Annotated in this window: 18 protein-coding genes; 10 read left to right on the top strand and 8 right to left on the bottom strand. The window is 70.9% G+C overall.

Features of this window, described 5'->3' with window-relative positions; all coding sequences use genetic code 11:
- Positions 1-7 precede the first annotated feature (7 nt).
- Positions 8-430 (top strand): acyl-CoA thioesterase, encoded by a 423-nt coding sequence (locus ACGFNV_RS40105; RefSeq protein ID WP_393629734.1) that lies wholly within the window; start codon positions 8-10, stop codon positions 428-430.
- 87 nt (positions 431-517) lie between these two features.
- Here ACGFNV_RS40105 and ACGFNV_RS40100 read toward each other — a convergent pair whose 3' ends face one another.
- Positions 518-1,369: an NAD(P)H-binding protein gene (locus tag ACGFNV_RS40100; protein WP_393629732.1), complete on the bottom strand. Its 852-nt coding sequence runs from the start codon at positions 1,367-1,369 to the stop codon at positions 518-520.
- A gap of 95 nt (positions 1,370-1,464) precedes the next feature.
- Between ACGFNV_RS40100 and ACGFNV_RS40095 the strand changes: the two genes are divergently transcribed.
- Positions 1,465-2,256 carry a helix-turn-helix domain-containing protein gene (locus ACGFNV_RS40095; RefSeq protein ID WP_393629730.1) on the top strand — a complete coding sequence of 264 codons (792 nt, stop codon included), beginning with the start codon at positions 1,465-1,467 and terminating at the stop codon, positions 2,254-2,256.
- 108 nt (positions 2,257-2,364) lie between these two features.
- On the opposite strand, the gene ACGFNV_RS40090 is transcribed toward ACGFNV_RS40095, so the two are convergent.
- From ACGFNV_RS40090 to ACGFNV_RS40065, 6 genes are all read right to left on the bottom strand, one after another.
- Positions 2,365-3,744 (bottom strand): 8-oxoguanine deaminase, encoded by a 1,380-nt coding sequence (locus ACGFNV_RS40090; protein WP_393629728.1) that lies wholly within the window; start codon positions 3,742-3,744, stop codon positions 2,365-2,367.
- A 10-nt stretch (positions 3,745-3,754) separates the two neighbouring features.
- Entirely contained in the window at positions 3,755-4,657 is a 903-nt protein-coding gene (pucL, locus tag ACGFNV_RS40085) for a factor-independent urate hydroxylase (RefSeq protein WP_393629726.1), read from the bottom strand.
- A gap of 4 nt (positions 4,658-4,661) precedes the next feature.
- Positions 4,662-5,066, bottom strand: coding sequence for a hydroxyisourate hydrolase (gene uraH, locus ACGFNV_RS40080; RefSeq protein ID WP_393629724.1), 405 nt, complete (start codon positions 5,064-5,066; stop codon positions 4,662-4,664).
- Between the two features lie 7 nt (positions 5,067-5,073).
- A complete protein-coding gene (gene uraD / locus ACGFNV_RS40075) occupies positions 5,074-5,592 on the bottom strand; it encodes a 2-oxo-4-hydroxy-4-carboxy-5-ureidoimidazoline decarboxylase (protein ID WP_393629722.1) in 519 nt (172 codons plus the stop codon).
- Positions 5,593-5,672: 80 nt separating this feature from the next.
- A complete protein-coding gene (locus ACGFNV_RS40070) occupies positions 5,673-6,038 on the bottom strand; it encodes a helix-turn-helix domain-containing protein (protein WP_393629720.1) in 366 nt (121 codons plus the stop codon).
- Positions 6,035-6,283: a hypothetical protein gene (locus tag ACGFNV_RS40065; protein ID WP_393629718.1), complete on the bottom strand. Its 249-nt coding sequence runs from the start codon at positions 6,281-6,283 to the stop codon at positions 6,035-6,037. Before ACGFNV_RS40065 ends, ACGFNV_RS40070 begins: the two co-directional genes overlap by 4 nt.
- Positions 6,284-6,777: 494 nt before the next feature.
- Between ACGFNV_RS40065 and ACGFNV_RS40060 the strand changes: the two genes are divergently transcribed.
- From ACGFNV_RS40060 to ACGFNV_RS40050, 3 genes are read left to right on the top strand one after another with little or no spacing between them, the layout of a single operon-like run.
- Positions 6,778-10,110, top strand: coding sequence for an AAA domain-containing protein (locus ACGFNV_RS40060; protein ID WP_393629716.1), 3,333 nt, complete (start codon positions 6,778-6,780; stop codon positions 10,108-10,110).
- Positions 10,111-13,476 carry a hypothetical protein gene (locus tag ACGFNV_RS40055; RefSeq protein ID WP_393629714.1) on the top strand — a complete coding sequence of 1,122 codons (3,366 nt, stop codon included), beginning with the start codon at positions 10,111-10,113 and terminating at the stop codon, positions 13,474-13,476.
- Complete coding sequence (locus ACGFNV_RS40050) at positions 13,473-15,833, top strand: sensor histidine kinase (RefSeq protein ID WP_393629712.1); 2,361 nt, start codon at positions 13,473-13,475, stop codon at positions 15,831-15,833. Before ACGFNV_RS40055 ends, ACGFNV_RS40050 begins: the two co-directional genes overlap by 4 nt.
- Positions 15,834-15,840: 7 nt before the next feature.
- Here ACGFNV_RS40050 and ACGFNV_RS40045 read toward each other — a convergent pair whose 3' ends face one another.
- On the bottom strand, positions 15,841-17,037 hold the full coding sequence (locus tag ACGFNV_RS40045) for a winged helix-turn-helix domain-containing protein (protein ID WP_393629711.1): 1,197 nt from the start codon (positions 17,035-17,037) through the stop codon (positions 15,841-15,843).
- A 64-nt stretch (positions 17,038-17,101) separates the two neighbouring features.
- On the opposite strand from ACGFNV_RS40045, the gene ACGFNV_RS40040 reads away from it, so the two are divergent.
- From ACGFNV_RS40040 to ACGFNV_RS40020, 5 genes are all read left to right on the top strand, one after another.
- Positions 17,102-17,674: a hypothetical protein gene (locus ACGFNV_RS40040; RefSeq protein ID WP_393629710.1), complete on the top strand. Its 573-nt coding sequence runs from the start codon at positions 17,102-17,104 to the stop codon at positions 17,672-17,674.
- A 201-nt stretch (positions 17,675-17,875) separates the two neighbouring features.
- On the top strand, positions 17,876-18,715 hold the full coding sequence (locus tag ACGFNV_RS40035) for a TIM barrel protein (RefSeq protein ID WP_393629708.1): 840 nt from the start codon (positions 17,876-17,878) through the stop codon (positions 18,713-18,715).
- Positions 18,716-18,749: 34 nt separating this feature from the next.
- Positions 18,750-19,643, top strand: a complete 894-nt coding sequence (locus ACGFNV_RS40030) for a 2-hydroxy-3-oxopropionate reductase (protein WP_393629706.1) — start codon at positions 18,750-18,752, stop codon at positions 19,641-19,643.
- 270 nt (positions 19,644-19,913) lie between these two features.
- A complete protein-coding gene (locus tag ACGFNV_RS40025) occupies positions 19,914-20,150 on the top strand; it encodes a hypothetical protein (protein WP_393629705.1) in 237 nt (78 codons plus the stop codon).
- 157 nt (positions 20,151-20,307) lie between these two features.
- Positions 20,308-20,943, top strand: coding sequence for a TIGR04222 domain-containing membrane protein (locus tag ACGFNV_RS40020; protein WP_393629703.1), 636 nt, complete (start codon positions 20,308-20,310; stop codon positions 20,941-20,943).
- Positions 20,944-20,979 lie beyond the last annotated feature (36 nt).

Genomic DNA, 20,979 nt, shown 5'->3' with positions numbered 1-20,979 from the left:
GGAAGTCATGACCGAGCCGTTCTCCGTCCCCGTCACCGTTCGCGGCTACGAGACCGACGTCCAGGGGCATCTCAACCAGGCCGTGTACCTCAACTACGCCGAGCACGCCCGCTGGGCGCTGCTGCAAGCGGCGGGAATCAGCCAGTCCGGGCTCATCGGCAAGGGCGTCGGCCCGGTGGCCCTGGAGACCACCATCCGCTACCACCGGGAGCTGCTCGCCGGCGACGAGGTCCAGGTGACCTGTGCCTTCGAGTGGGGTGAGGGCAAGACGTTCCGTATGCGGCAGGCGATCCGCAAGACGGACGGCACGATGGCGGCCGAGGTCACGGCCGTCGGCGGACTGCTGGATCTGGAGCAGCGCAGGCTGGTGGCGGATCCACGGCAGTACTTCAAGGAACTCGCCGCGGATCCCGGCCTGTTCGGCCTCTAGCGCGACACGACCCGCCCCGAGCAGCGACTGACCGCCCGCCGCCGGCAGGGGCTCGGGAACACGGCACCGACCACCGCGCCACCGCTCTCACTCCGGCGCGAACGCCTTCCTGTGGTCCCAGGCCCACTCCCGGTACGTGCGCGCCGGTCGGCCGAGCACCTCCCGTACGTCCTCGGTGACGACGGCGTTGCCGCCCTCGCGGACGAAGGCGGTGCCGGCCAGGACGCCCTCCGCCTGGGCCTCGTCGAGGCCCCAGGTGCTCAGGAACTCGCGGGTCTCCCGCGGCGAGAGGTCGTTGGTCGTGACCGGGCGGCCGAGGACCGCCGACAGGACGGCGGCCTGGCCGGGAACGCTGATCGTCTCCGGACCGGTCAGCGTGTACGTCCGCCCGGAGTGCCGGTCCTCGACGAGGGCCCGCACCGCCACCTCGGACACGTCCCGTGGGTCGATCACGCCCTGCGGCCCGTCGCCGGTCATGTTCGGCACCGGCTCGCCCGCCGCGATCGGCCGCGCCCAGCTCAGCGTGTTGGAGGCGAAGGAAGAGGGGCGCAGGACCGTCCACTCGGCCCCGCTCTCCCGGAGGGCCCGCTCCCCGGCGAGGTGCCAGGTGCCGGTCGGACCCACCCCGGGGTCACCCGTCGCGATCGCGGAGAGCTTCACCAGCCGGCCCACCCCCGCCGCCCCGGCCGCGGCCACCAGATCCTCGTCGTGCCGCGTGTTCGGGCCCGGCACCCCGACCAGGAAGGCGGCGGTCACGCCCGACATCGCCCCCTCCAGCGAGCCCGGGTCGAGATAGTCCCCGCGCACCACCTCCACCCCGGGCGGCACCTGTGCCCGCGCCGGATCGCGGGTCAGCGCGCGCACCTTCTCACCGCGCGCCGCGAGCTGTCGTACGACATCACTTCCGATGGTGCCCGTGGCACCCGTCACCAGGATCATGCCTCTACGGTGGCGGGCCGCGGTCCCCGGGCTCTAGGAAATTCCGGCACGGTCGCCGTGCCCGCGCGGGCGGTCCGCGCCCTTACCTTGAGAAGGTGACCAACGCCCTTGCCGAGCGCACCCTGACCGTCCCCGACGCGCTGCGTCCCTGGATCGCCGACATCGAATCGACGTCCGTCCGGGGCGAGTTGCCGGAGTCGTTCACCCATGTGCCGGATCCCGCGACGAAGCTGGTGGTGCGGGTCGAGGAGGGCGGCCGCCGTGACACGCTGGTCGTGGGCCCGCGCGCCCGCGCCTCGTACCACACGGACGCGCAACGGCGGGTGCGGTCCTGCGTACAACTGCGCCTGGGCCCGGGCACGGTGCGCCCACTGCTCGGCACCCCGGCGGTCGACCTCGTCGGACAGGCGCTGCCCCTGGCGACACTGCCGACGACCACGGCACGCGAACTCGCGCGGAGGCTGGCCGACTTGACGCCGGAGGACATACCGGCGCACCTGGCGCGGGTGCTGCCCGAGCGGCTGGCCCCGGCCGTCGACCGCTCGCGCACCCTGCTGCTGAGGGCCGCCGTGGACGCGCTGTCGACCCGGACCGGACGTGCCCCGGCCCAGGTGCGGGACGTGGCACGGGACCTCGCGGTCAGCGAGCGGCAGCTGCGCAACCTCTTCTCCGAGGGCGTCGGCCTCTCCCCCAAGCACTACGCCCGCATCGACCGCGTACGGCACGTCCTCACCCACGCGTCGACGGCCCCGTGGGCCGAACTCGCGGCCACCACCGGCTACTACGACCAGTCGCACATGACGTCGGACTTCCGCACCCTGATGGGCGTGCCGCCGCGCTCCTTCTTCACGGGGCGGCTGCCCGAGGCCCGGCCCTGTCAGGCGTAGGGCGCGGAGCGAGGAGTCTGTGTCCGTTGCCGGGGCGCGCGCCGCACGCGCGCCCCGGCAACGGCTTCCGGTCGAGGGCCGTCCCCCTCGGCCGGAGCTCTCGGAGGCTCAGCCCTGCGCGGTGATCCGTGCCAGGCGCCGGGCCTCCTCGCGGGTGGCGTGTGCGATCGCGTCCTCGTCGGCGGTGAGGAGCCGGCCGTCGGCCACGATCTGACGGCCGTTCACGAAGGACGCCGTGACAGGTGCCGCCGCGCCGAAGACCAGCGCGGTGACGGGGTCGGCGATGGAGGCGTGGGCGAGGGTGTCGAGCCTCCACAGCACCAGGTCGGCCAGCTTGCCCGGCTCCAGGGAGCCGATCTCCCGTGCGCGGCCCAGCACCTGGGCGCCGCCGTGGGTGCCGAGGCGCAGCGCCTGACGGGCGTTCAGGGCCGCTTCACGGTGGGCCCCGAGGCGGTTGATGAGCAGCGCGTTGCGCAGCTCGGTGTGCAGTTCGCCGGACTCGTTGGAGGCCGTACCGTCGACGCCGAGGCCGACCGGGACGCCGGCCGCGAGCATGTCGGGGACGCGGGCGATGCCGGCGGCCAGGCGGGCGTTGGACGAGGGACAGTGGGCGACCCCCGTCTTCGTACGGGCGAAGGCGTCGATGTCGGAGTCGTTCATGTGGACGCAGTGCGCCATCCACACGTCCTCTCCGAGCCAGCCGGTGGACTCGAAGTAGTCGGTCGGGCCCATGCCGAACAGCTCGTGGCAGAACTTCTCCTCCTCGACGGTCTCCGAGCCGTGGGTGTGCAGCCGTACGCCGAGGCGGCGGGCCAACTCGGCACCCTGCTTGAGCAGTTCGGTGGAGACGGAGAAGGGTGAGCAGGGGGCGACGGCCACCTGGGTCATCGCGTCGAAGGAGGTGTCGTGGTGCTCCTTGACGGTCCGCTCCGTCGCGGCGAGGGCGCCGTCGAGGGATTCGACGGCGAAGTCCGGCGGCAGACCGCCGTCCTTCTCGCTGCGGTCCATGGAACCGCGGGCGAGGGTGAAGCGTACGCCCATGTCGCGGGCGGCGCCGATGATCGCGCCGGACAGGTCGCCGGAGCCCTCGGGGAACACGTAGTGGTGGTCCATGGCGGTGGTGACACCGCCGCGGGCCATCATCGCGAGCGAGCCCTGGGCGGCGGCACGGACCATCGGCTCGTCGATGCGCGCCCAGGTCGGGTACAGGGCGACGAGCCAGTTGAACAGGTTGTGGTCGGTGGCCAGTCCCCGGGTGATCCACTGGTAGAAGTGGTGGTGGGTGTTGACCAGGCCGGGGGTGACGAGGTGGCCGGTGGCGTCGATGCGCCGTACGACGTTCTCCAGGCCCTCGGGGGCCTGTCCCCCGCCGAGCGACTCGATGCGGTTGCCCGCGAGGACGACGTATCCGGAGGCATGCTCGGTGTCGTTCGCGTCGACGGTCGCGATCGCCGCGTTCTCGATGACGATGCGCTGGGCTGCTGCCATGGTTCGTCCTTCAGAGGTTGGTGAGGTCCGCCGGGATCTTCGCAGCGCACCCGTCCCGCAGGACGGTGGCCTCTATCAGGCCGTAGGGGCGGTCGGCGGCGAAGTAGACAGCTCCGTCGGCGGTGTCGTTCTTCAGCCCGAACGGCTGCAGGTCCACCAGGAAGTGGTGCTGGTTCGGGAGGGAGAAGCGGACCTCGTCGATCTCGGCGCGGTGGTCGATGATGCGTGCGCCCATCTGGTACAGGGTCTGCTGGAGCGACAGCGAGTACGTCTCGGCGAAGGCCTGGAGCATGTGCCGCTTCGTCTGCTCGTAGGACTCGTCCCAGTCGGGCGTCGGGGTCGCGTCGTCGGTCCAGTTGAAGCGCCAGCGGGCGGAGACCCGCGTGGCCAGGATGCGGTCGTGGGCCTCGGGGAGCGTCGTGTACTTGTCCTTGACGTAGCCCCAGAACTCGGAGTCGGTGGAGTTCATGACCACCAGGTCCTTCAGGCCCGAGACGACCTCCCACGACGATCCGTCGTACGTGATCTGCGCGAGCCGCGTCTCCTGACCGGTGCGGACGAAGGAGTGGGCGCCCTCGCCGGAGTGCTCGATGCGCTCCCAGGCGTACTCCTCGATGCGGATCCGGGCCCGGTGGATCGGCTCCTGACTGGTCACGAAGTGGCGGGCGAGGTGGATGCCGAACTGCTCGGCGGACTCGATGCCGTGCTCCTTGGCGAACGCGTACACCGTGTTCTTGGTGGTGTCGGTCGGCAGGACGTTGGCGTTGGAGCCGGAGTAGTGGACCTCGTCCATGTCGCCGGAGAGCGCCACGGAGACGTTCAGGTCCTTGATGTGGTGGGTGGCGCCGTCCCGCGTGATCTTGACGACTCGGTTCTCGGCCTTGCCGTACTGGTTCGGTCCCAGGATGGGCATGTAGCTAGCTCCCTCGGTATACGGAGTAGCCGAACGGGTTGAGCAGCAGCGGTACGTGGTAGTGCTCGCCCGGTACGACGGCGAACGTGATCGCCACCTCCGGGAAGAACGCGCCGGCACCGCTGTCCCGGTTCGCGGGGGCGTCCTGCTGCGCATCGGCTTGCCTGTTCGCGGATGTCTCCCAGTACGGCTCCACCTCGAAGTCGAGCCGTACGTGGGTGGTCCCCTCCGGCAGGGCCGGAAGGTCCTTGCACCGTCCGTCCGTGTCGGTCGCGGAACCGCCGAGCGCCCGCCAGTCCGCTTCTCTGCCGCTGCGGGCCGAGAGGCGGACGGCGACACCCGGGGCGGGGCGGCCGACGCTGGTGTCCAGGATGTGGGTGGACACGGAGGCGGTGGTGCTGGTGCTCATGCTGCTCTCAGTTCTCTTCGTTCGCTTCGACGAGACGGGCGAGCCGGATCCTGTTGATCTTGCCGAGCTCGGTGCGGACGATCTCCCGCTCCCGCTCCGGCGGGTTCCCGATCCGTTCCCTGACCGCGTCGCGCAGCTGCTCGCCGGTCAGGCCGGTGGCACAGATGAGGAAGACGTGGCCGAAGCGGTCCTGGTAGGCCAGATTCAGTTCCAGCATCTCCGCCTTGAGCTCCTCCGTGGCGTCGGCCATGCCGCGCTGTTCGCGCGCCGAGGTCGGGTCGCCCGGCTCGGGGCGGCCGATCGGCGGGTGCCCCGCCATCGCCTCTTCAAGGTCCGCTGTGGTCAGCTCGGCCATGGCGGCGTCGCTCGCGGCGTGGAGGGCGTCGGCGGTGGCGTAGGGGCGGGCCGCGAGCAGGCGCGCCGCCCACGCCGTGGAGGCGCACACCTCGTGGAGGGCGACGAGGGCCGCCGACTCCTCGAGTTCATTGAACCGGGCCAGGCCCATGGGCATGGAGGTCGAAGTCACGGAGCCAGCTAACGCCTCCCCACAACCCGACGTCAACACTTTGTTGAAATCCGCCCCGGGCGGCCGGGCCCTCCGACGGCTCAGCCCTTGTCGCGGTTGAGGTAGTTGTAGACCGTGAAGCGGCTCACCCCGAGCGCGCTCGCCACGGTCTCGACGCCGTGCCGTACGGAGAAGGCGCCGCGCGCCTCCAGCATCCGTACGACCTCCTGCTTCGCCTTGCGGTCCAGGTCGGCGAGGGGCTTGCCCTTCTTGCGCTCCATGGCGGCCAGGATGTGGTCGAGGGAGTCGGCGAGCTGCGGCAGGCGTACGGCGACGACGTCGGCACCCTCCCAGGCGAGGACTACGTCGTCGGGGCCGGCCTCGTCGGGCGGGAGCATCTCGCCCCCCATGGCGTCGACCAGCGGCTTCACGGCCGTGATGAACGGCTCGTCCCCGGAGCCGGTCACTCGCCCTCCCCGAGGACGTTGACCTGCAACGAGATCCGGGTGGCACCGGCCTCCAGGGTCTTGCGCAGCAGGGCGTCCACCGCGGCGAGCACCGCGTCGGCACGCCCTTCCGCGGTGTTGCCGAAGGGGCCCACGTCGACGGCGTCCAGATCCGCCGCCTCGACGACCTCGCGCGCCACCAGCGCATGCGCCGGCACGTCGTCGAGGTCGAAGGGTTCGGTGGTGAACTCCACTCTCAATCGCACTGTTCCCCCTTGACCTCGCCTGTGACCTGCACCATCTCTCGACCCTCCGGCCAATAGGGCAATTCCGGGGGGCACAATCCGTGTCGGGGCCCCGAAAGCCTGCACCGCCACCCTGGGGTGTACCACGACTCGGACAGGTGATGACTGTAGACGTTCAGGGTCGTCGCAGCGTCCGAGTACCCAGTTGCCGACACGACCTCGCTCCCGAAGCGCCAGCCGATCGACAGCAAGGACGGGGAATCGTCCGGATTCCTGCCCGTCCACGGGCTCGATGCGCAAGAGTTGGCCCCATACGCACAGCCTGGAGGCGGCCTCTCATGACGGCATCACGGACCGACGTCGACACGCTGGTCCGTTTCTTCTGCTGTGCGCCACAGAGCGGTCGGTTCGGCCCCTATGCCATGCCCGAAGACCCAGTGGTTTCCCACTGCGGGACGGAGCTGCTGCCGGGCAGCGTATGGCGGTACCGGGTCTCCGATGCGGACGGACTCCCCGTGGACCTGCAGGTTTGCGTCGGGCTGGGACCCGGCGGCGGCACTGTGTGGGACTTCGAGGTACGAAGACTGCTTCAGCTGGGACGCGGATCGTCCGGTCTGCCGGAAGTGCTGGAGGGCGGATTCGTCGGCACGGAGGACCTCCGCCGCATCGCGCCGGGTGTCAACGGGCTGGCCGTGGTGGCCACCCGCGCCGCTGACCGGACGCTCGCCGACCAGGACGTCTTCTCACAGATGGCGCGTGACCGCACCGGCGCCGTCCGCGCCTTCACCCAACTCGCCGAAGCGATGGCCGAACTGCACGACCAAGGGATGGTCCACGGTTCTCTATGGCCGGGAGCCGTACAAGTGACGGTGACGGGCTCGGACGTCACGGATGTCGAGTGCCGACTGGCCCACTTCGAGATGACCTCTCTCGTCGCCAACCACGCACGCCTCGCACGGCGTCCTCTGCCCCTCCACACGCAGGCCGTTCCCTACGCGGCGCCCGAGATGCGCACGGCGGCAACAGCGCTGCCGCCTGACCAGGTCGCCCGGAGTGACGTCTACAGCCTGGCCGCGATCGCGCGGGAATGGTTCGGCAGGGCACAGGAGGAAGCACCTGACGACTCCGCTCCACGGCAGGGGGCGCTGATTCCAGCGGTGCTCCAGGAGCTTCTGACGCGGATGCTCGGCCCCGCTGCCACGCGGCCTCCCGCGGCCGAGGTGGCCGAGCGGCTGCGCGATGTGGAGCACGTCGTCGCGGTAGCCGACGTTCCTCACGCCCAGAGGCCGTACCTGCTGTTCTGTCCTTGGGAGGAGACGGGCCGTTCGCTCGCCAACCTGGGGCTGATCGGGGCGCAGCCCGGCACGGCGCAGGAGCGCTGGGAGACGACGGAAGTGATCGCCGTCGATCTACGGCGGGGGCAGCTCGTGTACTCCCCCCGGGGGGCCGGCCCGTTCCTGCCCGGCGCACCGCCCTGGGCCAGTGAGGCGCGGTACGTCCTGATCGGCGAGTCGGTGGCCTGGTTCTGCGCGCCGTTCCGGCAGCCCGACGTCATCGCACGAAGAGGTGAGCCCCGCGACGATGCTCTTGTGGTGAAGTACCTCGTTGAGCTCCCCTCCCGCGCGCTGGAAGCGCTGCTCCGTGAGAGTCCCCGGGTGAGGATCCCGGCGGTCGACGTCGTCCCGCTCGCCCTGGTCAAGCCGCTGCACGAGTCCACGCTGACGAACCGGCCGTCCTGGGCGGGGCTCTTGCGCACGCCCGCCGACGGTGTCTCGTCCGAGGACACTCTCTTCCACGAGGCCGTCACCTGGCTGCTGCGCTATCAGTCGGTTCTCCTACGGGCCCGGTCCTACGCCTGCACCGCGGCCCGGGAGGGGCCGGTCATGGAAGTACGCCTCGACGAGGAACGCGACCGCGCGCGGCTCTTCGAGAACCCGCTCTTGTTCCAGTACGCCCGATCCCCGGGCAACCGGCCGGAACTCGGCGACCTGCTGGCCCGCCTGGAAGCCGATGGCCCCCCGGTCGTGGAGCTGGTGGGTGACCTGAACGGGCGTCCCGCATCGTCCGAACACAGGTCCCGCTGGTTCGCCACGCCCACCGGTCCCGACCGGGTCTTGCTGCGCCCTGCGGATCCGGGGAACCGGCCGCCCCCCGCGCACTGCTGGATCCGTCCCGCCGAGGACGCCGCGACCGCGGCACAGCTGAAGGCACAGGCCCTGGCCGTGGAGGAACTCGTACGGATGCCGCAGCTGCGGTCGCAACTGCGTGAGCCCATGTCGCACAGCCGGGGCGCTGAGCGATGGGCTTCCGCCGCCGGTGCCCTGCAGAGCGAGTCCGCCGTGGCGGTTCGGGAGATGCTCGCCTCCTCGCCCTTCTACGCACTCCAGGGCCCGCCCGGATCCGGCAAGACCACCATCGCGGCCAAGGCGGTGGCCGCATGGCTGCGAGCCTTCCCGAACAGCCGCATTCTGATCTCCGCGCAGTCCAACGCCGCGGTGGACACCCTCGCCGAACGTATCCTGACCGAGGTCGGCGCTCTGGAGCGGGACGGCCGCCCCACGGGGGAGGACACGGTTCTGGCCTGGCGCCCGACAGTCGCCGACGACAACCGGGTCAGTCCGTCGGCGCGTGCGTGGAGCGGTCCCCAACTCACCGAGCGCGTGATCCGCCACAGCCGTACGGAGGTGACCTCAGCGCTCGCCAGTGGCGTCGAACCCGGCATGCGGGAGGTTCTGCGGCGCTGGCAGGACTTGTCGAACGATCCTCGTACCGTGCTGGAGCTGGCCGACCGTCTGGCACACTCGGCCAACCTGGTGTTCGCCACCTGCGCCATGTCACGGCCCTCGGTGCTGAGCCCGAACCGGGAGAGGGACACCTTCGACTGGGTGGTCGTCGAGGAGGCGGCCCGAGCCTGGCCGACGGAGCTGGCGCTGCCGCTCACTCGGGCGTCGCGCTGGACCCTGCTCGGCGACCACCGCCAGTTGCCCGCCCACGGCAGAGAACAACTGGACCGCTTTCTGAACGGCCTAGACCCCAAGTCCTTGGCAGAGGTGGGAATCCCCCCGGAGGACCGTCACTCCTACGGGCGGGTGTTCGATCTGTTCCGGAATCTCTTCGACACGGAGTTCGGCCTCGGCGCCGAAGAACGTCCGGTACGACGTCTGACGGTGCAGTATCGCATGGCAGGGCCCATCTCCCAGCTGGTCGGCGAGGCGTTCTACCCCATCGACTCCGCGGCCGACGAGCCGCCCAGAAGCGGGCTGCTGTACGGCGGACCGCCCCGGAGCTCGCCGCCCGGGGTCCCAGCCGTGCTGGCGGGACGCTCAGTGGTGTGGCTGAACACGCACGGGCGCCCCGACTGCCGGGACGAGCCCGCGTGGGCCAACCCTGGAGAGGCCGCCCTGACCGCACGGCTGGCCGAACAGGTCATGCCGTCCTCCGCACCCGTCGCACCGGGACACGGGCTCGACCGGCTGGCGGTCCTCACCGCGTACCGCAGACAGCGGGATTTGCTGCTGCGCTGGCCGGCGCTGGCGGGCCGCGTCTGGACCGCTCACTCCTTCCAGGGCCGGGAGGCCGAGACGGTGATCGTGTCGCTGGTACGCGACACCCGGCGGGGGGCTGAAGGGCTCGACGAGGCACGGCCGTGGCTCAGCCTCGGCCACCTGAGCCAACCTCAGCTCGTCAACGTGCTGCTGTCCCGCGCGCGCAGTCTGCTGGTCCTCGTCGGCGACTTCGAGCACTTCGCGGGCTACGGCACAACCGCCTGGAGGCAGATCTGCCGCACCGTCGTGGAGCAACACGCCGTGATCCCGGCCGATGCCCTGTTCCCGGCCGAGGAGGGGTGAATGTCCGACGGCTCCGTCACCCTGTTCCTCCCCTGCGACGTCGTCCGCGTGCGCGCGACGCTCGACTTCGGCCCGGGCGTCTCCGCCGTCGAGGAGATCGTCCTCCGGGCGCTCACCGTCCAGCCGATGCCGGTCCAGGAGCTCGCGAACTTGCTGGCGCTTCCGAGGCCGGTGATCGCCGACATGGTCCACGCCCTGTGGCGCATCGGTCATCTGACGGTCGTACCGGACAGCGGTGACCTGGTCGTCTCCCCCGGCACCGCGGACGCCGTGGCGGCCGGACGTATGAACGAGCTGAGCGGAGCCGTGCGCGAGGAACGCACACTCACGCTGATGATCGACCCGCTGTTGGGACAGGCGCTCCCGGCGGAGCCCGGTCGACGGGCGCCGCAGGACCAACGCGTGGAGCCGCTCCGCGGAGGTGTCGATCCCGTGGAGATCTCCTCCGCCGATCTGCGCCGGGCGGCGGCAGCGGCGTTGCACGGGGAAACGGAACACGGTTCGGCGGTGGCTCAGCGGGCGATGCGGGGTCGCCGCGTCCTGGAGGTGCACGTCCAGCACGGTCCGGCGGTGCGGCACTGGCGCCCCGTCCTGGTGCGGCCCTGGCTGGGGCAGTCCACCGGCACGCTCGGTGTGACCGTCGTCGATCCCCGGGTGCCGCCCGCCGCTCGCGAAGCAGGTTCGACCCGGCTGACCCAGCTGGTGGCGGACCGGCCGGACGCACGGTTCACGCGGCACCTGCGCTCGCACGCGGTGAGCCAGACTCTGACGGCGCCGACCGTCGAGGGGCTGGCCGACAACCTGGCCCGGCGAGCCGGTCGGCTCGCAGGGCTGCAGGCCGGTCAGCGGGCCGGGCACCACGAGCAGCTCACCGAAGCCGCCGTCCAGCTCGGCGAGAGCATGGCCGCACGCATCGAGCACGAGGCCGTGGTCGAACCGTTGCGCGGTGGCAGCCTCGTCGGCGCTGCGGCACAGTTGATCGACGAGGCCCGCACCCAGGTGGTCATCCTCGCCTCCCGGCTCACCCCGTCCTCGTCACGGATACTCGAAGCGCATCTGGCGGGAGCTGTGCACCGGGGCGTTCAGGTGGTACTGCTGCTCGAGAACCTCGAGTCCGTGTCGGCCGGCCTGCTGGCCCTGGCGGGTTCGGAGCACCCGGCTCGCTTGGTGCTGCCCCGGCAGCCCACCACCGCGCAGGCGGGGCTGGTCATCATGGACGACGAGATGGCGCTGGTCCTCGCCGGAACCGTTCTGCGGGGCGACTGCACCCTCGGGCTTCGGCTGGGCGCCCCGGGCGGCGGCGTCTGCCCCGCCGTCCGCGCGCTGCTGTCCTGGGTGCGCACGGTGGCTCCCGACTGGACCACCGCCAAGGCGATCCTGCCCCGCCCTTCCTGGTCGGCCCCCGACACCACCCCGCCCGAGGCCACCGGTGTCGACCGGCTGCCTGAGCCGCCTCCGCCCGACGACACGAGCGGAGCGGCCACCGCGGCGTGGGAGGCGGCGTGGCGGGCCTACGCCGAGGGGCACCGGGAGCTCCTGCGGTCCCGTTCCCTTCCCCAGACCCGCTGGGTCACCGGCGCCCTTCACGACAACCTCCTGTGGCACGCTCTGCGCACGGTAGAGCGGCGTTTGGTGATCGCCTCGAACCGGATCTCCGACCGCGTGGTCGACGACCGTTTCCTCGCCCTGCTGCGCGGCCGGCTGGAGCGCGGTGTGATCGTGACCTTGGCGCACCCGAGCGTGCCCCGCCACCTACGGCCGCCCGGACTCGACGCGCTGTCCGCCGAGTTCCCGGAGACGCTGCTCCTGATCGAGGCCCCCCGAGGTGCTCGAGCCGTCGTGTGGGACGACGACTGCGTGCTGCTGGCGACCGACCCCCTGGCCTCGGTGCCTTCGGCGACTGCCGCCGGGCCCGGGCGGTCGTCGCTCGGGCTGTGGCTGACCGGAGCGGCCATCGCCGACCGGATCGCCACCGCCATGGGTGAACCGGCGATCGTGACCGATCGCGTCACGAGCATCCCGTCGGCTCACTCCGGCCCTCCGCGATCACTCACCCGTATCAGGGCCTTCAATGTCGCGCAGCGCATCCGTAACCGATGGCACGAAGGCAGCACCATGGAGGAGGCTCTCGCGCCGCTGGTCGCCGAGGACGATCCGTGGCCGGTGCTGGACTGCCTCATGGGGATCCCGGCCCACGGTGAACCACCACTCGAACCGGGCGCATCCGAGTTCGCCTCCGACAACGCCGATAATTCCGAGAACTCCGACGACAGTGGCGACACCGACCTCACGGACCGTGCCACCTCGGACATCGGTGTCGCGGTAGACACCGCCGGCACCCCTGACGACCTGCTCTGCTCAGCCGTGGCGTGGTGTCTCACACGCAGTGCCGACCGGACGGACGCGACGACACTCGACCGGTGGCGGGAGTGGCTCATCCAGCGCCTGTGGCTGTCCGGCCGTTTCGCCGAGGCCGCTCTGCTCCGCCTCGGTCACCCGTCCGATGCCTCGCCGCGCTCCTCCCTCACCGTGGTCGCGGCAGCGTTCGGCACCGAAGTCTCCACGATCGCCCTGCTCACCGCGCTGGAGGACACCCCCCGCTCCCCCGCCGAGGACGCCGCCCTGCTCTGTGTGGCAGCGGCCGAATCACTGCGTACGGCTGATGACGACCACACGGACATCCTCAAGAGGCTGGTCCCCCACGTCCCCTCGCCCTGGGGGGACCTGGGAGACGCGGTGCTGGGCTATCACGCCGTGGCACGCGGGCTTCCCCCCGAGCTGTTGCTGCGGCCGGCCGTCGACCGCGCCGCCCGGGCCCGGCGCCTGGGCGTCGCGTGGGAGGAGCTGGCCCGTGCCGTCGACCGGGCTCAGCGCACCCAGCCCGCCTTCATCGACCTGAAGCGTCTCCAGGTGGCTCTGTTCAAGAGGTCGGGCCCCTTCGGCGCCCTCGAAGCGGCTGCCGAGCACCGGGACGTCGACGCCGTCCGGATGTTCCTGGCCTCCCACTCGGCGTTCGACCACTCCGACGGCCGCGCCGTCGATGCGATCATCGACGACATCTGGTTCGGGGTGACGGTCAGCCCGATCGCCCTGCAGGGCTCCCTGCGCAAGGCATTCAGTGTGCGACTCGTGGCGATTCTGGCAGCCGCCCGGGAGGTGCTCGACGCCGAGGAGAGTCTTTCCCGCCATCCGGGGGTCACCTCAGCCTCGGCGCACCAGGACGCGGTGCACGCCCTCGCCACCCGCATCCAGGACCTGTCGGCCGACCTGACCACCGCGGCCCACGGCCTCAGCCACCCCGAGACCGGTCTCGCCGTGCACGCGCTCCAGCAGGTGTTCCGCATGACCGAGCCAGAGGTGCCATGACGACCGATCTGCAGACCGAGATCCTCGTGACCGCCCTGCGCACATGGCCGGCCCGGTGGCGGCACCCCGCGACCATGCTGGCGGTGGCCGATGACCGGGAGACTCCCGGGCCCGACGATCTGGTCCACGCGTTCCTCACCGACCTGAGTCACTTCGACACTCCGGTCACGGCCTGTCGAAAACTGATCGGCGAGGGCGAGTTCGAGACGGCGCGGCAGTTGCTGGCCGAGGAGCCCCTCGATCCCGCCGACCGGGCCGCGCTGGAAGCCGAGCTCGACCAGACCGTGGCACGCCGTGTCACCGACCTCCGCTACCAGCTCGCCTCCCTGCGGCGCCGTGGGGAGCTGGCTGAGCGGCCCGTCAGCCTCGACGCGGTGCAGCTGGAAGAACAGGCCAGGCGGTCGTTCCCGACCGTTGCCGTCGTGCTGGACCACGCCGACCGGCAGATCAGCGACGCGGAGGACAACGTCCGTCGTGAACTGTGGGCGCGGGCCACCGCCGCCGCCGCGGCCGCCGGCCCGGGCGACGCCGCCACCCTCTGGCTCGACGACGTCCGCTCCAGCCTCGCCACCAGAGACCTGTACGCGGCCCGTCGACTGCTGGTGGGCGGCCCGGGCAGACCGGAGCCGCACCCCGACCACGGCGACCCCGTCTCCGGCCTGGACCAGCAGGGCACCGCCCTGGCGACCGCACTGGGCGCGATGGAGGCAGAACTCACCGAGCACACGGCCTTTGACTTCGTACGCGCTCTGGGCGACCTCATCGGTGCGGTGGCTCCCAACTACAACGTACACAGCGCGGCGGGCGGCATCGTCGTCAGCGTTCGTTCCCAGTGGCCGGGGTTGCCACGATGGCTCGCCCTGCCCAACGACGAGGGCCTGATCCTCTGGGTCGCACCCGGTGACCGCCCTCCGTCCGGCGCACCCGCGCCGGCGGCCTGGTTCGTCACGGACGCCGACGTGAGTGACCCCTCACTGCCCGGCCTGGCACGTATCTCCCGCGACCAGTTGCTGGACCTCGCCGTCACCGAAACGGGGTCGAGTGCCCGCTTGCACGGGCTGCTCAGGCTCATCTGCTCGCAGCGCTCCGTCACCGAGGTGGTGAAGGATCAGGGAACCGCCCTGTCACTGTCCGAGGTCACCGATCTGCTCGAACTTCTTGGTCTGCCGTCGACGCCGGACATGACGGCCACCCTCCATTACGAAAGCGGTGGGCGCCCGCGCCTCATCGTCGATCTCCTGGCCGAAGCGCTCTCCCAGCCCGGCGGCCGCGCCGTACTCAGCCCGGCGGTGCTGCAGGAAGCGCGTCGGACCTCCTGGGCCCGTACGTTCGAGGCGCTCCTGGACCCCTACCGCGACGACCATGCGGGGCTGCTGCTCCTGGTGGCCGTCATGTTCCACGCCGACCAGGAGGAGGGCTTCACGGTGGACGATCTCCGCGCGGGGATCGCCGTCGTCGCCGCCGACAAGGAGGCCGCCGCGCACCTGAAGAGCATCCCGAGCCTCCCCGCGGCCGCTGAGCGGCTGGTCCGGGACGGCTTCTTCCAGCGCCGTTCCGAGACCGGCTACTCCCTGGCCGACGACGGCGTGCGGCACCTGCTGCCCCTGGGGCCCGACGGCAACGGGGTACGGCAACATGCTGAGGACGCCGCCGTGGCAGCCCACCGCCGGTACCTCGCCGAGACCGCCCAACAGCGTGCAGAGATCGGTGCCCTGGTCATCCGGGTGATCAGCCACATGATGAGCGGGACCATGTCGGCGATCAGAACCGAACTCACCCTCATCGAGAGGACCCAGGACCCGGAACTGCAGGCCGCCGTGGCCCGGGTACGCCGCTACGCCGACACCGGGCAGCACCTCGACGACCAGTTCGACCGCGCCATGCGGCCACCGGAGCCGTGCGCACTGCGCCCCTTGCTGGACGCCATGGGGGAAACGCAGAGCTGGCGCAGTCAGGGAGTCGTCCGCGTCAGACTGGACTGCCCGCCGAACCTCCATGTGATGGCCAACAGGTGGCTGCTCGGCCAGGCGTTCGCCAACATGCTCGACAACGGGCGTCTGGCCATCCAGGAGACCGGTGCGGATTTCGGCACGATGCGGGTGATCGTCACCTCGGACGGCTCGCACTGCACGGTCGACATCGCCGACTCGGGAGGCGGCCTGCCGCAGGAGCGTCGTCGTCTTCTGGAGGCCAGGCAGCAGGTACCGAGCACCCGCGGCCGTGGCATCGGCCTGTTCCACTCGCGCTTGTGGTTCGAGAACTACGGCGGGGATCTGGAGATCCCCGCCGGGAAAAGCGACCTCGGTGGCGCGTGGTTCCGGGTGCGGCTGCCGCTCTGCGAGGCGTTCGGCGACTGACCGCGGCTCAGAGCACGCCGTCGCCGTCGGTCTTCCAGGTCCGGCAGAACGCCTTGACGAGTACCTCGGCCTCGTCCACCGCCCCGTGCCGTACAGCCATGTCAGCGGCCTGGTACTCCTTGCTCATACGTGTCAGCTCTTCGCCGCAGGTGCGCCGTTCGAACGCGTCACGTCGCCAGCGCCTCTCAGCGTGCATCAGCCAGGTTTCCAGGCGTGCCCGTCGACTGGCCTCGCCCCGGCCCAGCAACAGGCTGACCACGTCGGGGATCTCGTTGAGGTACCGGTTCTCCCGCCCCTTGTCCACGATCTCGACCAGCCGGTACTCGGCCCGCAACTGGGCCCGTTCCCGATCCAGCCCCGAACCGGGTGCGGAACTCACCGCGGCCACGGGAATCTCCGTGTGATCCCGCAGCCATGCGATGATCCCCAGGCCGAGCTTGTCGTCCAACCCGGGATCATTGTTCAGGTGCAGGTCCACGAGGGCCGCCTGGTACTCCGTGCCGACATCGACCTCGCTTCTCAACTCGTCCCATTCGCGGAACGAGGTGATCAATTCGCACCGGCACTCACAGCTGGACGCCAGCGCCTGGTGAGCGACGGTCTCGGCATGCAGATCGTCGATGACGAGGACGCACGGCAGGTCGGCACGGCGTGCGCCCGGTGGGGCAGCGCCCACGAGTTCCGGCGCGAGCCGCCTGAGTACCGCGTCGCGAGGACGCTCGGCACGGGGGAGCTCCTTGATGAGCCGGATCAGGTCGTCGCGAGCCCGCTGGACCCGCCTCCACAACCGGGGGTCGACCGGGTGCACTTTCTCGGGATCGCCCCGCCACAGATGCGCCAACCGGTCGATGTCGTCGGGGGTGGGATCGGCGGTCACGCCCTCGATCAGTTGCCACGCGTCCACCGTCACCTTTCCGGGATCCAGTGAATACCGCTCCGGTTTGGTGCCACGTTGCCTCACGATCCCGGCGTCCCGCAGGGGCTTGAGGTAATGGTGAACGGTCGACATGTCCAGCTCGGGATCGGCACGCAGCTTCTGCGACAACTCCCGCGCGCTGCGTTCGGCGTCCATGGCGAGGACCAACAGGATCAGGACCTCACGGGCCCTGTCTTTCAGGCCGGTCAACGCCGGTGGGTTCGGAACGAACTCCAGCTCGCCCAGCACGTTGATGGCGAGACGGGACTCTTCGGCGGCATCGCTCACGCGTCAACAGTAGAGGTCCGCGGACGTGTCGAGGGCGCAGTCGCCCGACACCGTGACGCCGATCGTGAAGCGGATCGTGAAGTGCCGTCAGACGACCTTCCGGGATTCAGGATTTCAGGCCCTCCTCACTTCAATTCTCGCGCTCCAGCATGGAGTTCGTCAGGCCCCCAGCCTCGAAGGAGAAGAGCAGGTCATGGCACGCGTAAACCCGAACACCGTGAACCTCCGCGGCGCGATGGCCGCGACCGGCGGCACTTCGGTGCTCACCGCGGCCGGCGGCGTCGCCGCCCAGTTCCCCGCGGACGCCGGCCTCATGCCGGTGCTGCTGCTGTACGGCATCAGCGGCACCCTCGCTCTGCTCACCGGCTTGACGAAGCTGTATGAGATCCGGTGCCACCGCACGCCCGAGTACATCGCCGTGACGTCTCTGGCCCGGACCGCCCGCCGCCATCGCGACCCCGACCGTTCCATGCGTCTGGCTCTCATCGACCGAGCCCTGGCACGCGATCCCCATGTACCAGTCACCCATTTCACCGCTCTGCTCACCGACCCGGAGGCCGGCGGCGAACTGCCGCCAGGCCATGGCCGGCCCTCGCACCGCGCGCCACGGGCCGAAGAGCAGACGTCGGACAGTTGACACGCCGCGCACCCACGTGGACTGGTGGGCGAAGAAGCCCCGCCGAGCAGCCCGGCGGGGCTTCTTCGCATCACTCGCCCGACTTGATCGGTGCCACCTTGCGCCGCTCCCTCTTGACAAGCTCCGACAGGCGACGACAATCTTCCAATAAGTAGAAATGAAATTCCGCGATACGGAATCCCGGAAGGGAGCGCCGTCCCCATGCCAGGTTTTGACTGGGACACAGCCGCAGCGCAGCGCTTCAACGTCAACCTGTCGATCCTCTTCACCGAACTCCCGCTCCTGGAACGCCCCGCGGCCGCCGCCGCGGCCGGCTTCACCGCGGTCGAGCTGTGGTGGCCCTGGGTCGGCTCCCCCACCCCCGAGCGGTCCGAGCTGGACGCCCTGAAGAACGCGATCGAGGGCGCCGGCGTGCGGCTCACGGGCCTGAACTTCTACGCCGGACAGCTCCCGGGCCCGGACCGTGGCGCCCTGTCGGTCCCGGGCGAGGAGTCGGAGCGGTTCCGCGCCAACATCGACGTGGCCTCGGACTTCGCGCACTCCCTCGGCTGTACGGCCCTCAACGCGCTGTACGGCAACCGCGTCGACGGCGTCGACCCGGCCGAGCAGGACGCGCTCGCCCTGGAGAACCTGGTGCTCGCCGCCCGGGCCGCCGACCGTATCGGCGCGATCCTGCTGATCGAGGCGCTCAACGCGCTGGAGTCGCCGCGGTATCCACTGGTGAGCGCGCCCGCGGCGGTCGAGGTCGTCGACAAGGTCAACGCGGCGACCGGGCTGGGCAACGCGAAGTTCCTGATGGACCTCTACCACCTGTCGATGAACGGCGAGGACCTGCCCCGGGTGATCGACACGTACGCGGCGCGGACCGGTCACGTCCAGATCGCCGACAACCCCGGCCGTGGCGCACCCGGCACGGGTTCGCTGCCGCTGGCGGACCTCCTCGACCGGCTCGGGAAGGCCGGTTACGACGGCTGGGTCGGCCTGGAGTACAAGCCGGGCGACCGTCCGAGCGCCGAGGCCTTCGACTGGCTGCCCCGCTGATCCCCGTACCGAAAGGCACCCCCCGATGACCCCGATGAGCAGCACCCTTCCCAAGGTCGCCTGGATCGGCCTCGGCATCATGGGCTCCCCCATGTCCGAGAACCTGATCAAGGCGGGTTACGACGTCACCGGCTTCACCCTCGAACAGGACAAGCTCGACCGCCTGGCCGCCGCCGGCGGCACCGCGGCCGGTTCGATCGCCGAGGCCGTGCGCGACGCCGACGTCGTCATCACGATGGTGCCCGCCTCCCCGCAGGTCGAGGCCATCGCCTACGGCCCCGACGGCATCCTGGAGAACGCGCGGTCCGGCGCGCTGCTGATCGACATGTCCTCGATCACCCCGCAGACCTCGATCGACCTGGCGAAGGCGGCCGGGGAGAAGGGCATCCGCGTCCTGGACGCGCCCGTGTCCGGCGGTGAGGCCGGGGCGGTCGAGGCGGTGCTGTCCATCATGGTCGGCGGCGAACAGGCGGACTTCGACGCGGCGGAGCCGATCTTCGAGGCGCTCGGCAGGACGATCGTGCTGTGCGGTCCGCACGGCTCGGGCCAGACGGTGAAGGCCGCGAACCAGCTGATCGTGGCCGTGAACATCCAGGCGTGCGCCGAGGCCGTGGTCTTCCTGGAGCGGTCGGGCGTGGACCTGAAGGCGGCGCTCGACGTCCTGAACGGCGGCCTCGCGGGCTCCACCGTACTGACGCGCAAGAAGGACAACTTCCTCCACCGCGACTTCACGCCGGGCTTCCGCATCGACCTGCACCACAAGGACATGGGCATCGTCACGGACGCCGCCCGCTCCGTCGGCGCGGCCCTGCCCGTCGGCGCCGTGGTGGCCCAGCTGGTCGCGAGCCTGCGCGCGCAGGGCGACGGCGGCCTGGACCACTCGGCCCTGCTTCGGTCGGTGGAACGCCTCTCCGGCGCCCGGGTCTGACACCCCAGAGACCCCGGGCGGCGCCGCAGCCGACACTTGTCTGTCGCGCCCAGGCGGCGGCGTCGCCCGGAACCAACCCCTGCCCCCGTCGGCAACGAACTGTCGAGGTCCGGGGGCGGACCGAACGGGACCGTGGCGGCCTGCGAGCCAGTGCGGTGGTCAAGGTCCGGGGCCCGCTTCTCGACCTGAGGGAAGCCGGCCGCCGGTTCCGTCGCGCCGCCACGGTCCTTCCGGCGTGCGGATCCGCGCCCCGCGCAGCAGCCTGAGGGCATGGGAAATCCGACGCAGTACCCGCACATCGTGGTGCATGCCCCGGCCCTCGACGGATCCCGCCGCGTCACCCTGGGCGACGAGACCCTCGGCATCGCCACGCATCTGGACGACGTCGTGGAGATCCTTCGGCTGGCCGACCTGGACCGGATCGAGGTCGAGGAGAGCGACCTGATCGAGTGGCAGGGCGGCGGCCCGGACGACTGGCCGGGGCTGTCGGAGCACCACCAGGACTGAACCCGCGTACGGCAGAGGTCGTAGGGCGGCTACGGAACCCTCAAATCAACCTCTGAACCGGCCCCGAAAGGCTTCAACCACCCCCGCGGTAGGGCACATTGTCGTCACACGGGGCCCGTCGGCACGGGGGCGACGGGCCCCGCACGGGGGTGATGTGATGGGCGACGCGGTGACGGTCCCCTTGGAGCCGCACGAGATCGCGCTGCTGCGGGGCGGTCCCCGCGCCGCCGTCACGGTCGCCGTGGTGGGCCTGTACCTGCGGGGCGAGGTGGAGCCCGGCCGACCGGGAACGACACGGACGACACGGACGACGGAGCCGGTCGTCACCGACGCGGTCCCCGCACACTCCTCGCCTCCCCTCCCGCCGCTGGAGAGCGCGGTACGCGCCTGCCTCGACGAGCCGCGCGCGCCGCGGAAGCTGGCAAAGCGGTCGGACGTCCAGTTGGCGGTGGCCCTGATGCGTGTCCCGCTCGCAACGGCCGGTCTGCTGCGCTACCCGATGCTCGGCCCGACCCGCGCCGCCCGCCGCCATGTGCGCGACCTTCAGCGGCAGCACCCTCTCCCCACGAGCAGGCGCGGTCTGACGGACCACGACAAGCTGCTCGCCGTCGCACTGCACGGCGAGGCGGCCCTGCGCGCCCTCTTCCCGCGCTTCGCCCTGCGGGCGGGCCTTCTCGCCCGCGCCGAGGTCGCGGACAAGGGGTTCCACGGCCGTCCACGGGGCGGCGGAACGGGCGGGGTCTCCTACTCCTCGTACTACTCCTGTGGCGGCGGGGGCGGCGGCTCGGACTGAGCACACGAAAGGGGTCGGCCCCTCCCCGAGGACGGG

Origin of the sequence: Streptomyces sp. NPDC048751, assembly GCF_043198595.1 — a bacterium.
GTDB lineage: Bacteria > Actinomycetota > Actinomycetes > Streptomycetales > Streptomycetaceae > Streptomyces.
This window is presented reverse-complemented; position numbering and strand designations above follow the sequence as displayed.